Annotated in this window: 13 protein-coding genes; 6 read left to right on the forward strand and 7 right to left on the reverse strand. The window is 60.3% G+C overall.

Features of this window, described 5'->3' with window-relative positions:
* Positions 1–118 precede the first annotated feature (118 nt).
* Positions 119–754, forward strand: a complete 636-nt coding sequence (locus tag H8F23_RS25980) for a hypothetical protein (RefSeq protein WP_194936276.1) — start codon at positions 119–121, stop codon at positions 752–754.
* Positions 755–794: 40 nt separating this feature from the next.
* Here H8F23_RS25980 and H8F23_RS25985 read toward each other — a convergent pair whose 3' ends face one another.
* Together H8F23_RS25985 and H8F23_RS25990 are read right to left on the reverse strand one after the other, a co-directional pair.
* On the reverse strand, positions 795–1,340 hold the full coding sequence (locus H8F23_RS25985; protein WP_194936277.1) for a hypothetical protein: 546 nt from the start codon (positions 1,338–1,340) through the stop codon (positions 795–797).
* Positions 1,341–1,393: 53 nt separating this feature from the next.
* Positions 1,394–1,711, reverse strand: coding sequence for a DUF7693 family protein (locus H8F23_RS25990; protein ID WP_038365173.1), 318 nt, complete (start codon positions 1,709–1,711; stop codon positions 1,394–1,396).
* A gap of 157 nt (positions 1,712–1,868) precedes the next feature.
* On the opposite strand from H8F23_RS25990, the gene H8F23_RS25995 reads away from it, so the two are divergent.
* Entirely contained in the window at positions 1,869–3,314 is a 1,446-nt protein-coding gene (locus H8F23_RS25995; RefSeq protein WP_194936278.1) for a SulP family inorganic anion transporter, read from the forward strand.
* On the opposite strand, the gene H8F23_RS26000 is transcribed toward H8F23_RS25995, so the two are convergent.
* Together H8F23_RS26000 and H8F23_RS26005 are read right to left on the reverse strand one after the other, a co-directional pair.
* Positions 3,282–5,513 carry a GAF domain-containing protein gene (locus H8F23_RS26000; RefSeq protein WP_194936279.1) on the reverse strand — a complete coding sequence of 744 codons (2,232 nt, stop codon included), beginning with the start codon at positions 5,511–5,513 and terminating at the stop codon, positions 3,282–3,284. The genes H8F23_RS25995 and H8F23_RS26000 overlap by 33 nt on opposite strands.
* A 254-nt stretch (positions 5,514–5,767) precedes the next feature.
* Complete coding sequence (locus H8F23_RS26005; protein ID WP_194936280.1) at positions 5,768–6,286, reverse strand: carboxymuconolactone decarboxylase family protein; 519 nt, start codon at positions 6,284–6,286, stop codon at positions 5,768–5,770.
* A 131-nt stretch (positions 6,287–6,417) separates the two neighbouring features.
* Here H8F23_RS26005 and H8F23_RS26010 point away from each other — a divergent pair, with 131 nt between their 5' ends.
* On the forward strand, positions 6,418–7,233 hold the full coding sequence (locus tag H8F23_RS26010; RefSeq protein ID WP_194936281.1) for an AraC family transcriptional regulator: 816 nt from the start codon (positions 6,418–6,420) through the stop codon (positions 7,231–7,233).
* Between the two features lie 3 nt (positions 7,234–7,236).
* Here the strand turns inward: H8F23_RS26010 and H8F23_RS26015 are convergent, their stop codons facing one another.
* On the reverse strand, positions 7,237–8,130 hold the full coding sequence (locus H8F23_RS26015; protein WP_194936282.1) for a DMT family transporter: 894 nt from the start codon (positions 8,128–8,130) through the stop codon (positions 7,237–7,239).
* A gap of 88 nt (positions 8,131–8,218) precedes the next feature.
* Between H8F23_RS26015 and H8F23_RS26020 the strand changes: the two genes are divergently transcribed.
* From H8F23_RS26020 to H8F23_RS26030, 3 genes are all read left to right on the forward strand, one after another.
* Positions 8,219–9,550 carry an aminotransferase-like domain-containing protein gene (locus H8F23_RS26020; protein WP_194936283.1) on the forward strand — a complete coding sequence of 444 codons (1,332 nt, stop codon included), beginning with the start codon at positions 8,219–8,221 and terminating at the stop codon, positions 9,548–9,550.
* Positions 9,551–9,602: 52 nt separating this feature from the next.
* Positions 9,603–9,989, forward strand: coding sequence for a c-type cytochrome (locus H8F23_RS26025; RefSeq protein ID WP_194936284.1), 387 nt, complete (start codon positions 9,603–9,605; stop codon positions 9,987–9,989).
* A 213-nt stretch (positions 9,990–10,202) separates the two neighbouring features.
* Positions 10,203–10,898 carry a hypothetical protein gene (locus H8F23_RS26030; RefSeq protein WP_194936285.1) on the forward strand — a complete coding sequence of 232 codons (696 nt, stop codon included), beginning with the start codon at positions 10,203–10,205 and terminating at the stop codon, positions 10,896–10,898.
* Positions 10,899–10,906: 8 nt separating this feature from the next.
* Here H8F23_RS26030 and H8F23_RS26035 read toward each other — a convergent pair whose 3' ends face one another.
* Together H8F23_RS26035 and H8F23_RS26040 are read right to left on the reverse strand one after the other, a co-directional pair.
* Entirely contained in the window at positions 10,907–12,547 is a 1,641-nt protein-coding gene (locus H8F23_RS26035; protein ID WP_194936286.1) for a sensor domain-containing diguanylate cyclase, read from the reverse strand.
* A gap of 148 nt (positions 12,548–12,695) precedes the next feature.
* Positions 12,696–13,136, reverse strand: a complete 441-nt coding sequence (locus tag H8F23_RS26040) for a phage infection protein (RefSeq protein WP_194936287.1) — start codon at positions 13,134–13,136, stop codon at positions 12,696–12,698.
* Between the last annotated feature and the right edge of the window lie 145 nt (positions 13,137–13,281).

The raw sequence follows: 13,281 nt of genomic DNA on the forward strand, positions 1-13,281 counted from the left end.
TTGCCGATTTCTCCAATTCAGGCTTTCGCCCGAGGGCTGCTCTCTCTAGAATCCGCCCGGCCTTCGCAATGAAGGCTCAATGCCATCATTTGGTCTTGTACACATAGGGACGGACATCATGCAATTCGGGAAAATTCTGGCGCTGGGGTTGGTACTCGCGCTGGGCGGTTGTGCCAGTTTCACTAAAGACGAAGTAGCGCCGGTCACCATGCCGTCGATGGCCAACTATGCCAACAAGCCAAACGTCTACGTGGATTTCGATTTTTATCAGGGCGAACCGAAAAGCGGCTCCGCCGTGGAAGTGCCACAAGCGCGCGATCAGTTGAAACCACAGCTGCAAAAAATTCTCACCGATTCGGGCCTGTTCGGCCGTGTCACCCTGGATGAGTTCCAGAAGCAGCCGGGCGACTACAGCCTGCGTCTGAAAATGTACAACCATCCGCCGAATGCCGGTTCCATGGTGCTGGCCTTCATCAGCGGCTTCAGCATGATGGTGATCCCGGCGTATGGCACCGATCAGTACACCTTGAGCCTGGAAGGCTTGGATGGCCAAGGTCAGGCCCTGACCACCGCGAGCAACCACGATGCGGTCGGCACCTGGATCGGTATCTGGTTCATCCCGCTGATGGCCAACACGCCTAAAGACGCGGTAAATGACACCTTTACCCGTCAGGTCAACGCGTTGCTCAAGCAAATGGTTGATAGCAAAAACCTGAAGTACTCGGCACTCGAAACCGGTATTCCACGGGTTTGAAGCAAAAAAAAGAGCCGCAATCGCGGCTCTTTTTTTGCCCTTACTTCAGGGCCTGAATGAACTGTGGATCGCTGTACAGTTCTTTCAGCAAGTCACGCACCAGCGGGTTGTAGGCGTTGACCGCGTTCGGGATCGCAATGAAACCGAAGAAGCTGCTGCTCCACTGGCTGCTGACATTCTTGGTGGCGTCGTACACCACATCGTTGCCGTTGAGCAGGGTGAAGCGTGCGGCCAGTTTGCCGTCGCCCGTGCCCATGCCGGCGGACAGTTCGTTCTTCACCACCAGCACTTTCAACTGACGCTGCGCCTGCGGATCGAGCAGGCCGGCCTTACGCAGTTCTTCAGTGATCGCGTCCTGAATGTGCGCCGGGATGCTGCCGGACGGCGAGCGCACCGGGTTGGCGCGAACCACCAGCGAACCTTCACCGGATTCGGCGGTGACCTGAGGATTGCTGATCGCGTGCAGCGGCGGGGTTTGCTTGAGCTTCTGAACGTTCTCGAAGCTCGGCTCGTAGCGAGTCATGGTCATGCCACAACCTTGCAGTAGCAGGGCCAGCATCGGGATCAACAACAGCGACTTCTTCACGGCAGTTCCTTGCGTGGGAATAGAGGGGGGCGCGAATTATGGGCAGAGTGCCATCATTGAGCAACCTTGTTCGTTTGCCCTTTGAGCAATTGCTCGATCTGCGCCAATTCCCAGGTACTGAGCAAACTCACCGGATCGGTACCGTAACGCTGCCAACTGTCCAGCGCGCCTTCTTGCCCATCAGCATTGCGGGCGAATTCGCAGTGATGTAACCGGCTACCTTCAAAGTCCAGCAGCAGGTGCCAGCCCTCGATATCGACCGCGACCCGTCCCGCCTCGTCAGGCATCTCGCAGACTTTGAAAGTGAGGACTCCCAACGCCGCTTCACGCAAACGCTGGCACACCTCGCGGGCGCTCAGAAAGGCAGACATGTTCAACTCAATGGATACAGGAACGCGCCAGCATAAAGCCCGAGCCGACAAGTGTCAGCGTTCACTGGCCCGATCCCGGACAATTCCGTAACATCCGCAACCCTCTTTTCTCCGAACACCTGCAGTCGCGCTCGACGGCTGCTCAATCAGGTAAGCCATGAAACCGATTCGTCTGCGCGCCGATGTCCTGGCCGGACTCACCACTTCGTTTGCCCTGTTGCCCGAATGCATTGCGTTCGCGCTGGTGGCGCACCTCAATCCACTGATGGGCCTGTATGGCGCGTTCATCATTTGCACGCTGACGGCGCTGTTCGGCGGGCGGCCGGGCATGGTCTCCGGCGCGGCCGGTTCGATGGCGGTGGTCATCGTTGCGCTGGTGGTGCAGCACGGTGTGCAGTATTTGCTGGCGACGGTGTTGCTCGGCGGTTTGATCATGATGGCGTTCGGCTTGCTGCGCTTGGGCAAACTGGTGCGCATGGTGCCGCACCCGGTGATGCTCGGCTTCGTCAACGGCCTGGCGATCATCATTGCGCTGGCGCAACTGGAACATTTCAAGAACGGTGAGGACTGGCTCAGCGGTACGCCGTTGTACCTGATGGCCGGGCTGGTGGCGCTGACCATGGCCATCGTCTATATCCTGCCGCGTCTGACGAAAGCGGTGCCGCCGGCACTGGTGGCGATCCTTGGCGTCGGTCTGCTGGTCTATCTGTTCGGCCTGCCGACCCGCACCCTCGGCGACATGGCGCACATTGCCGGCGGCTTGCCGACGTTCGCTTTGCCGGACATCCCGTGGAATCTTGAAACCCTGCGCATCATCGCGCCTTACGCGATTCTCATGGCGCTGGTCGGTCTGCTGGAAACCCTGCTGACGTTGAACCTGACCGACGAAATCACCGAAACCCGTGGCTATCCGGATCGCGAGTGCGTGGCGCTCGGTGCGGCCAACATGGTCTCGGGCGCATTCGGTGGCATGGGCGGTTGCGCGATGATCGGCCAGACCGTGATCAACCTCAGTTCCGGTGGGCGCGGGCGCTTGTCTGGCGTGGTTGCTGGGGGGCTGATTCTGTTGTTCATTCTGTTTCTGTCGCCGCTGATCGAGCGTATTCCGCTGGCGGCGCTGGTGGGTGTGATGTTTGTGGTGTCGCAGCAGACTTTTGCCTGGGCGTCGTTGCGGGTGGTGAACAAAGTACCGCTCAATGATGTGCTGGTGATCATTGCTGTGACTACCATCACTGTGTTCACTGATCTGGCCACTGCGGTGTTGTGCGGCATCATCATCGCTGCGCTCAACTTTGCCTGGCAGCAGGCTCGTGAGTTGTACGCCGATGAGCATCTGGAAGCTGACGGCAGCAAGCTTTATCGTGTGCATGGCACGTTGTTTTTTGCTTCGACTACGCCGTTCCTCAATCAGTTTGATCCGGCCAATGACCCGGCCCGGGTGACTTTGGATTGTCGGCATTTGAGTTTTGTCGATTATTCGGCGATTGCTGCGTTAAAGACTCTGCGCGAGCGCTATGCCAAGGCCGGTAAGCATTTGCAGGTGTTTCACCTGTCCGAGCGTTGCAAGAAATTACTCAAGCGCGCCGGTGTCGACCACGATTGAAGGCACTGTCGCTGACGTCTTGAGCCAGGTCTTGCGGAGAATCCGCGAGACCTGATCGGCCGAGTAGGGCTTGGCCAGAAACTCGAAACCCTCGTGACCGCAGCGCGCCAGTTCTTCACTGTAGCCGGATGTCAGTATCACGGGCAGATCCGGGCGGCGACGGCGCAATTCCCTGGCGAGCGCGACGCCCGTAATGCCGGGCATGACGACATCGGAAAACACGGCGTCGAAAGCCCTTGCGTCGTCACCTGCCAGTTGCAAGGCTTCTTCGGCGTTGGTGGCCCACGTCGTGTCGTAGCCCAGATCCTGCAGGATCTGATTGGCAAAGCGGCCAACCTCCAGATTGTCCTCGACCACCAGCACCCGGCGCTTTTCATGCGGCGCCTGCAGTTCGCCTTCGTCCGACGTTTCGCCGGCCTGCGGCGCAACGGCCGGTACCTGGGGCAGGTACAGGGTGAACTCCGTTCCGTGACCTACCAGGCTGGACACATCGACATTACCGCCCGATTGCTTGGCAAAGCCGAACACTTGCGATAACCCCAGCCCTGTGCCTTTGCCGACATCCTTAGTGGTGAAGAACGGTTCGAAAATATGCTCAAGGGTGTGCGCATCGATACCGCCGCCGGTGTCCGCCAGTGCGATGGACACAAACGGGCCGCTGGCGCCGGCATGGCCGCGAATCGCTGGCAGTGGCTGGTCGCACTCAAGGCGCAGTTTCAGTTGGCCCTGGCCATTCATGGCATCACGGGCGTTGAGCGCAATATTGATCACTGCGGTTTCGAACTGACTCAGATCGACGCGGATGTAGCAGGGGTGTTCGGGCCGTTCGACGCTGACATGAATTTGCGCGCCCGTCACAGACTCGAGCATTTCACCGATATTCGCCAAACGTTCGCCCGCATCGACCACTTGCGGGTTGAGCGGCTGACGCCGGGCAAAAGCGAGTAACTGGCTGGTCAGCCTGGAGGCGCGCTCGACGGTGTCGGAAACCGCGCGCATATAACGCTGGCGACGCTCTTGCGGCAGATCGGGCTGGCGCAGGAAATCAGCTGACGAGCGAATGATGGTCAGCAGATTGTTGAAATCATGGGCCACACCGCCGGTCAACTGGCCGATGGCTTCAAGCTTTTGTGACTGGCGCAGCGCCGACTCCGTTTCGGCCAGCCGCAAGCTGCGTTCCTCGACCCGTTGTTCCAGCGTGGCATTCAGTTCCGCCAGCGCCAGCAGGCCTTCACGCACGTTGGCATCGGCGCGGACCCGTTCGATGTGCGCCCAGCAACGCTCGGTGACTTCGCTCAGCAGCGACTGTTCGAAGCGCGACCAGGCTCGCGGCACATTGTCGTGTACCGCCATCAGTGCGGTCAGTCGTCCTTGCTTGATCAACGGCACGCAAATGGTGGCAGTGATGCCGATGGCCTGGAAGGTTGCCGATTCTTCAGGGGCCAGTTCGCTGCGGTTGTCATGGATGATCAGCGGTTCGCCGGCACGCAGCAAGGTCACGGCTTTCTCGCCGAAGTCGCGCAGTTGATAGTGGCCGACGATGCTTGGCGAGCCGGGCGCCGCCCAGTCGCCGCGAATGGTGAAACCGTCTTCATCGGCGTCCATGTCGGCGTAGGCGCAGTTGGACAGCTGCAGATGCTCGACCATCAGACGCGTGGTGATGGCGAGAATGGCTTGCGCATCGGTCGCGTTGGCAACGGCGTTGCCGAGCGCCTCAAGCACGGCCAGGCGCTGGTTGAGAAAAACCGTCTGGGTGGTTTCCGTAACGGTATCGAGCATGCCGACCACATTGCCAAGCGAGTCGCGAATCGGGCTGTAGCAGAAGGTAAAAAACGCCTGCTCCGGTCCGCTGCCTCGTTCGATGGTCAGCGCAAAGTTTTCGATGTAAGTGGCTTGCCCGGCGTACGCCGCATCGGCAATCGGGCTGATCTCGCTCCAGGCTTCTTCCCAGATCTTGCTGAAAGGTGTTCCCAGAGCGTTCGGTTTAGCGCCGAGAATCGGCAGGAAGGCGTCGTTGAACAAGGTGATCAGTTCTGGCCCCCAAACGATGGCTTGAGGAAAGTGCGAGGCAAGGCTGAGCGAGACCGTAGTCTTGAGCACATCAGGCCAGTTTTGCAGCGGACCCAGCGGGGTGCTTGCCCAATCATGGCGTCGAATCTGCTCGGCCATCGCGCCGTTGTCTTGCAACCAGTCTGTCATGGGGATCGCGTCTTTCCGGGCGTCTGCGTGTGAAGAAAGACCTTTGCGCGCGGTGTTTGGTTTCAGCACGCCCGCTCGCAGTGAAACTGTTTTATTCAGGTCTGCGCACATCATTGCACGATGCGTGAGACAAAACGATTTGTGACAAGGGCGCCGGCTCCCGCCGGAGACGAAACGCCCCACAAAATATTGAGGGGCTGCTGCGCATCCCGGCGGGAGCAAGCGCCCTCGTCACAGTGTTTGTCAGGTTTTGATCAGGCATCGATGGCCGGGAAATCGATATCCGTCAACGCCGCATTGTTCAGGTAGTTGGTCAGGCTCTGCACGGCCACCAGCGCAATCACTTCAATGATCTTCACGTCGTCGATACCGGCAGTGCGGGCGGCGGCGATCTGTTCATCACTCAAGTGGCCGCGGCTTTCGGTCAACTGGCGGGCGAGGGTGGCGTAGGCGTTGAGTTCGCCCTGACGTGCGGCGACGATGTCTTGCGGCGAGAGCCCGGCCTTGCCGGCAAACAAAGTGTGCGCCGCCAGGCAGTAATCGCAACCGTTGACCTGCGAGGTGGCGAGGTAAACGGCTTCTTTTTCCTGGGCGCTCAGCGAAGTCTTGCCGAGGATCGCCGAGGCTTGTACGTAGGTTTCGAGGGCCACCGGTGCTTTGGCCAGGGTGGTGAAGACGTTGGGCAGAAAACCGATTTTCTTTTTCACGCCTTCCAGCACAGGGCGGCTGGCGTCGGCGGCGTTTTCGAGGCTGATAGCGTGGATGCGGCTCATGGTGATTCTCCGAAAATCCGGTGCGAAGTGCGCCGGGGATGGAGGTCATGTTATTGAGAGAGGCTGGTGGATTGGCGGCAAATCGTCGAGGATATGCGGCAGATCGTCCAGATATGCCCTTGGAGTCGTCCATGGATCGCCTTTCAACATTGCTCAGCCATTTCGGCGTGAATGCCGGTACGTTCCACAGCGGCGCGTTTTGCGGCGTCAGCGTTCATGACAACGAGCAGGTGGGGCATGTACATCTTTTGCAGGCCGGTGAATTGCTGCTCAAGCCGGGCAGTGAACGCGAGATTCGCCTGAGCGAACCTTCGTTGATCTTTTTCCCCCGACCCTTCGCCCATCGCATGTTCGCCGACGAAGCCATGGACACCCGATTGGTCTGCGCATCGCTGACGTTTGACGGCGGTTCCGGCAATGCACTGGCGGCGGCGCTGCCGGATTATCTGGTGCTGAAACTGACGGACATTCCGGAACTGGGCAACACCGTGGAGTGGCTGTTCAAGGAAGCGTTCGAAGGTCATTGCGGACGGGTGGCGGTGATGGATCGCCTGTTCGAACTGCTGGTGATTCTGTTGCTGCGGCACTTGATCAGCAGTCGCGAACAACAACCGGGGATGATCGCCGGGCTGGCCGATCCACGCCTGTCGCGTGCCTTGAACCTGATGCACGAGCAACCGCAAAAACCGTGGAGCGTGGCGGATCTGGCGTCTGTCGCCAACCTGTCCCGCGCCGGGTTTGCCGAGCAGTTTCGCCGGGTCGTCGGGCAGACACCGGCCGATTATCTGCTGAGCTGGCGCGTCAGCCTGGCGCAGAAGCGCTTGCGTGAAGGCAAGCCGATTGCGCTGATTGCCGAGGAGGTCGGTTACGAAAGTCCTTCGGCGCTGGCCCGGGCGTTTCGGCGCAAGACCGGGTTCAGCCCGCGCGAGTGGAAGGCGGGCGCCTGAAGATCATTTGGCGAATTTCTTCGCCCCGGCCACACACAGGATCACGCCCAATGTCACCGCGAGCATGCCGACGCTGACGTGTTCATGTAGCAGGGTCGCCGCCAGCGCTAGGCCGAAGAACGGCTGCAGTAATTGCAACTGACCGACCGCCGCAATTCCGCCCTGAGCCAGACCGCGATACCAGAAGACAAAGCCGATCAGCATGCTGAACAGCGACACATAGCCCAGGCATAGCCACGCCGACAGACTGACCGTGCTGAACGAGGCGGGCGCCAGCCACAGGCTCAACACCGCCATGAGCGGTAGCGCGAGCACCAGCGCCCAGCAAATCACCTGCCAGCCGCCAAGGGTTCGCGACAGCTTCGCGCCTTCGGCATAACCGAGGCCGCAGGCCAGAATAGCGGCGAGCATCAGCAGGTCACCGGTGGGCGAGGCCGTCAGCCCTTGCGCGAGGGCGAAGCCGACCACCAGCGCGCTGCCGAGCATCGAGAAAATCCAGAACACCGGTCGCGGCCGCTCACCGCCGCGCAGCACGGCGAATATCGCCGTGGCCAGTGGCAGCAGGCCGACAAACACAATCGAATGGGCCGACGTCACGTGTTGCAACGCCAGTGCGGTCAACAGTGGAAAGCCAAGCACCACGCCCATCGCGACAATCAACAGCGACAACCACTGATCGCGCGCCGGCCGCCGCTCGCGAAACAGCCACAACAGCGCCACCGCCAACACCCCGGCGATGGCGGCGCGGACCACGGTGAGAAACACCGGATCGAACTCCAGCACCGCCAGACGCGTGGCTGGCAGTGAGCCGCTGAAGATCACCACGCCAATAAAGCCGTTGATCCAGCCACTGGTTTTTTCCAGTGCCGGGGTCGTCAGATTCGAAGTCCTTTCCATCACCGTTCACGCTCAGAAGTGGGTTGCTTGCGGTCATGCTAGAACCGAGAATCAGCACAATCAAAGAATTGTCATGGATACATCCGGCATGCCACGTTCGCGCTACAAGACACTGGTTGACGCCTATGCGGCGGACATTCGCTCGGGGCAGTTGCCCCCGGGTACACGGTTGCCAACCCATCGGCAGTTAGCGGCTCAGGAAGGGTTGGCGCTGGTTACGGCCTCGCGGGTGTATTCAGAACTGGAGGCCATGGGCCTGATCAGCGGCGAAACCGGGCGCGGTACGTTTGTCCGCGAAACGTCGTTGTCGCCGGGGCAGGGCATCGATCAGAAAGACGTGGCGGTCGGCATGATTGACCTCAATTTCAATTACCCGTCGTTGCCCGGTCAGGCGGATTTGTTGCGCACAGCGTTGCGCCAATTGGCGTTGTCCGGCGATCTGGAAGCGTTGCTGCGTTATCAACCGCATGCCGGGCGCGGCCACGAGCGTGCATCGGTCGCGCGGCACCTGCTGACGCGCGGGGTGAGGGTCGAGGCCGAGCAAGTGCTGATCGTCAACGGTGCCCAGCAAGGCCTGGCCGTCACGCTGATGGCGCTGCTCAAACCCGGCGATGTGATTGCCGCCGACGCGCTGACCTATTCCGGGTTCAAGGTGCTGGCCGAAGCGCTGCATCTGGAAGTCGTAGCCATTCCGCTCGGTGATCAAGGGCCGGATCTCGCCGCGCTGGACAAACTCTGTCGCAGCCGCTCGGTGCGCGCCGTGTACAGCATGCCGACGTTGCACAACCCGTTGGGTTGGGTGATGCAGCTGGCGCAGCGCGAGCAGTTGGTGGCGATTGCCCGGCGACATGATCTGACAATAATCGAAGACGCGGCCTACGCCTTTTTGGTTGAAAGCCCACCGCGTACGCTGATCGATCTGGCGCCGGAGCGCACGGTGTACGTCTCGGGCCTGTCGAAAAACATCGCCACAGGCCTGCGTGTCGGTTTCATCGCCGCCCCGACCGACGTGGTGCCAGCACTGGAACGCATCATCCGCGCCACGACGTGGAACACCCCGGGCGTCATGACCGCCATCGCCTGTGGCTGGCTCGACGACGGCACGGTGACGCTGCTTGAAGAACAGAAGCGCAACGACGCCAAGGCGCGGCAGGCGCTGGCGGCGGAAGTGTTGAAAGGACTGCCGAGCATTGGCCACCCGGCGTCGTACTTCCTGTGGCTGCCGCTGCCGGAAGACGTGCGCGCCGATCAGATTGTCGTCGAGCTGATGCACGAGCAGGTTTCGGTCACCACGGCTGAACCGTTTTCGGTAGCGGGTCATATGCCGCATGCGATTCGCCTGGCGTTGGGCTCGGTGGAGATAGACGTGTTGCGACAGGCGTTGAGCAAAGTCAAAAAGATCATTGGCGCTTACCTGTAAAAACAAAATGCTACCCTTGCGCGGCCTGATGCAGACCGATCCGGAACCCTTGATGAAAAACACCGCTGCACTGTCACTCGCCCTGATGCTCGCCACTGGCCTGTCCAGTACGTTCACCTTCGCCGCAGGCGACCCCGAAGCCGGCGCGAAGATCTTCCCGCGCCTGTGCGGCGGCTGCCATCAGGTCGGCGAATCGGCCCGCCCCGGATTCGGTCCGCAACTCAATGGCATCATCGGTCGGCCCGCCGGTACGTCAGCGAATTACGTGTATTCGGATGCGATGAAGAACTCGGGAGTGACCTGGGATCGCGAGACGCTGATCGCCTATCTGAAGGACCCGAAAGGCGTGGTGCCGGGTACGCGGATGATTTTCTGGGGGCTGAGTGATGAGGAGAGGCTCGACAATCTGTTGGCTTACCTCCAGACCTTCTCGCAATAACGGTAGGCGCAGCCTTCGGCAGCTCCTACAGGGCGTGCGTGTTTTTGAGGTGCAGCGATGTCGGTTGATGCTCTCTGTGACAACCCCCTCCATCACGCTCGATTGATTCCGCCGCCAGGGTCATGACCGTCACCACCACGTCTTCTTCGCGACTCAAGTATTGCGGTGTCCGGGCGATATGCCGGACACCCAAGTCCCTGATTGAAAAATGACATGAAAAAGCTATTCGTCGTTGTTGCTGCCCTCATTTTGCTGACGGGTTGCGTGACCAAAGATCTCAGCGTTGAAGACCGCCAGCAAATCAAAACCGTGAAAGTGCTGCCGGTGTTTGTCGCCGTCGACAACTTTCAGTACACCAGCATGACGCAGGCCTGGGGCGCGGGCCTGGGTGCCGGAGCCGGCGCAGCGGCAGGTATGGCCTCCGGTGCTTCGACTGCGGGCGCCGGGGCGTTAACGGGGGCGGGCTCTGTGGCAGGGACGAAAGCGGCGGACGTGGCCACCGGCGATATCACTCTGGCGATTCGCAACAACATGAAGGCCAATGGCATCGACCTGAGCCAGTTGATCCGGCAAAGCTTCGAAAAGCGCGTACAGCAGGAACATCTGTTTACGGTGGTGGGCGAGGGTGAGCGAGCCGATGCCGAGGTCGAAATTCTGGTCTCGCAATGGGGCCTCTGCCTGAAGAACTTCAGTAGCGTGTTGTACCCGGTGATCGGCGCCACGGCGCAAATCAAACGCAACGGCTCGGCGGTATGGCGCAATTTCGACACTATTTCCGTATCCAACGATGCCAACACCATCGCCTATACACCGGAGCAATACGCCACGGATCCCGAGGCGTTGCGTAAAGCGTTCAGCCATGTATCGGATCTGCTGGTCAATAAGCTGGTCGATCACTTGAAACAGTGAAGGCCTGATTACGCCACTTGGTTACGGCCCGCCGCTTTGGCTTGATACAGCTGCTGATCGGCGCGTTTGATCAGTGCGTTGTGGCTGTTGTCTGCCGGGTCCGCGAGGCCGACGCCGATGCTGACCGTCACTTGCCCGATCACCGGGAAGTGAGCTTCGGCGACCGCCATGCGGATCTTCTCGGCAACGACTTCCGGGGTGTCGGGTTTGGCGATTTCCGGCAACAGCACGGCGAACTCTTCGCCGCCGTAGCGAGCGACGAAATCAGTGGTGCGCAGGCTGCTCTGAATCAACTGCGCCAACTGCTGCAGCACATCGTCACCCACCGCGTGGCCATGGCTGTCGTTAATGCGCTTGAAGTGGTCGGCATCGATCAGCAGCAGGGCGAACGGCCGCCCGGTGCGGCGGAACAACAGGGTGTATTCAGTAAGTTTCTCGTCGAAGCGACGACGGTTGTAAACCCCGGTCAAACCATCGTGAGTCGCCAGGCTCAGCAGTTCGGCGTTGGCTTGCGTCAGCGCCGCAGTGCGTTGCGCCACCGTGGCTTCCAGCGAAGCATTGGCCTCTTGCAGTTCGCGCTCTTTGCCGAGCAGTGATTGCGTCATCGCATCAATGGATTGGCCGAGCTGGGCGATTTCCAGCACCGAGTGTTGGAGCGGGAATTGTGCGCCGGGCTTCTGGTTCTGCACCTGCCGGGCCGAGCGCGCGAGTTGTTCGATCGGTCGGCTCAGGTACAGCGCCAGGTAGTAGGCCACCAGGCCGAACAGTACTGCGGCGACCACACCCAGGATCAGCAGTTTGTACATCAGCAGGCGCGCCGGTTGCAGCGCGGTTTCCAATGGCTGGCGCACGGCAATCGACCACGACAGCGCCGTACTCGATGGCGTCGGTACGGTGACCACACTGGTGAGGAAGCCGTTGCCCGCGGTCCAGCCTTGCCCCTTGTCGCCGGTTGCCAATAGTTGCCCCATCAGCGCTTCCGGGTAGAGCACCTTGCCATCGTGATCAATGATCAACGCTTCGATATCCGGCGTTGAATTTTTGTGCGAGAACGCCGCCGACTCGACAATGCGTGTTACCCAACTCCAGTGCGCGTGGGCGCCCAGTACGCCAATCACCTGACCGTCGGCGTTGCGGATCGGCGCGGCGAAATCGATGAAGCGCAACGGTTCACCGCTCGGCAGGGCCGGCAGCTTTTTCGCCAGCAGTACTGCCTCATGGGGATCGCCGGTGTACTCACCGCGTATCCCGGCCTGGAACCACGGGCGTTGTTGCACCGATTGGCCGACCAGCAAGTCGTTCACCGCTTGATGCACCTTGCCCTCGGCATCAGTGACGCCCATCCACGCATACTCGGTGCGCGCCTGAGTGCGCAGTTGCATCGATTTCAGAATGGACGGGTTGTCCAGATCGCCACGCTCCAGATGCGGTGCACGGCTGAGCAGATACACCTCCAACTGGCGTTCGCGCAGTTGTTCACCCAGCAACGATGCCGCCGAGCGAGCGGTGTTGAGCAGCGCATTACCGCTGGCCTGCTTCATTTGTTCAGTGGCGATATGGCCGACGTAGAAACCCACACTGAGCAGCGTCAGCAGGGACAAACCGGCAAACCAAAGGGTGAGGTGGCTACGCAGACTGGCTTTGAGCATGGGCTGGCGAGGTCTGTTTTGGAGTTGTGGCCGCATGGTATGCGCAATGGGCTGTGTGTGACCAGTCGGGGAATGGATGGCTGTGAACATGAAAAAGCCCGGCTGATCAGGCCGGGCTTTGTATTGGGATTGCGATGAAGCTGTTGAATCATGCGACGCGGCGTTCGATCAGACGATCAGAACCACCTTCGGCAACACGACGTTCGATCAGACGATCAGAACCACCTTCGGCAACACGACGTTCGATCAGACGATCGGAGCCACCCTCGGCAACGCGGCGTTCAATCAGACGATCAGAACCGCCCTCGGCAACGCGGCGTTCAAGCAGGCGATCGGAACCGCCCTCGGCAACGCGGCGTTCAATCAGACGATCAGAACCGCCCTCGGCAACGCGGCGTTCGAGCAGACGATCGGAACCTCCTTCGGCAACGCGGCGTTCGAGCAGACGATCGGAACCGCCCTCAGCAACACGACTTTCAATCAACTTGTCCGAGCCGCCTTCAGCGACTTGGGTATGTGCCGGGGTGGCGGCAAAAGCGTTAATGGCGAAAACCGAGAAAGCGATGCTGAGAAGGGTCTGGCGTTTCATGATCGTGTGCTCCAAGAGATAGTTGTTTGTCTGGAGCCGATGTTACGCCGTGGATTTTTTATGAGAACTTCATTGCCGTGATGGTAGACATCGACCGCAATGATGGTTCGACGATCCCCCTGTAGGAGCTGCCGCAGGCTGCGAT

Origin of the sequence: Pseudomonas neuropathica (genome assembly GCF_015461835.1) — a bacterium.
Classification (GTDB): domain Bacteria; phylum Pseudomonadota; class Gammaproteobacteria; order Pseudomonadales; family Pseudomonadaceae; genus Aquipseudomonas; species Aquipseudomonas neuropathica.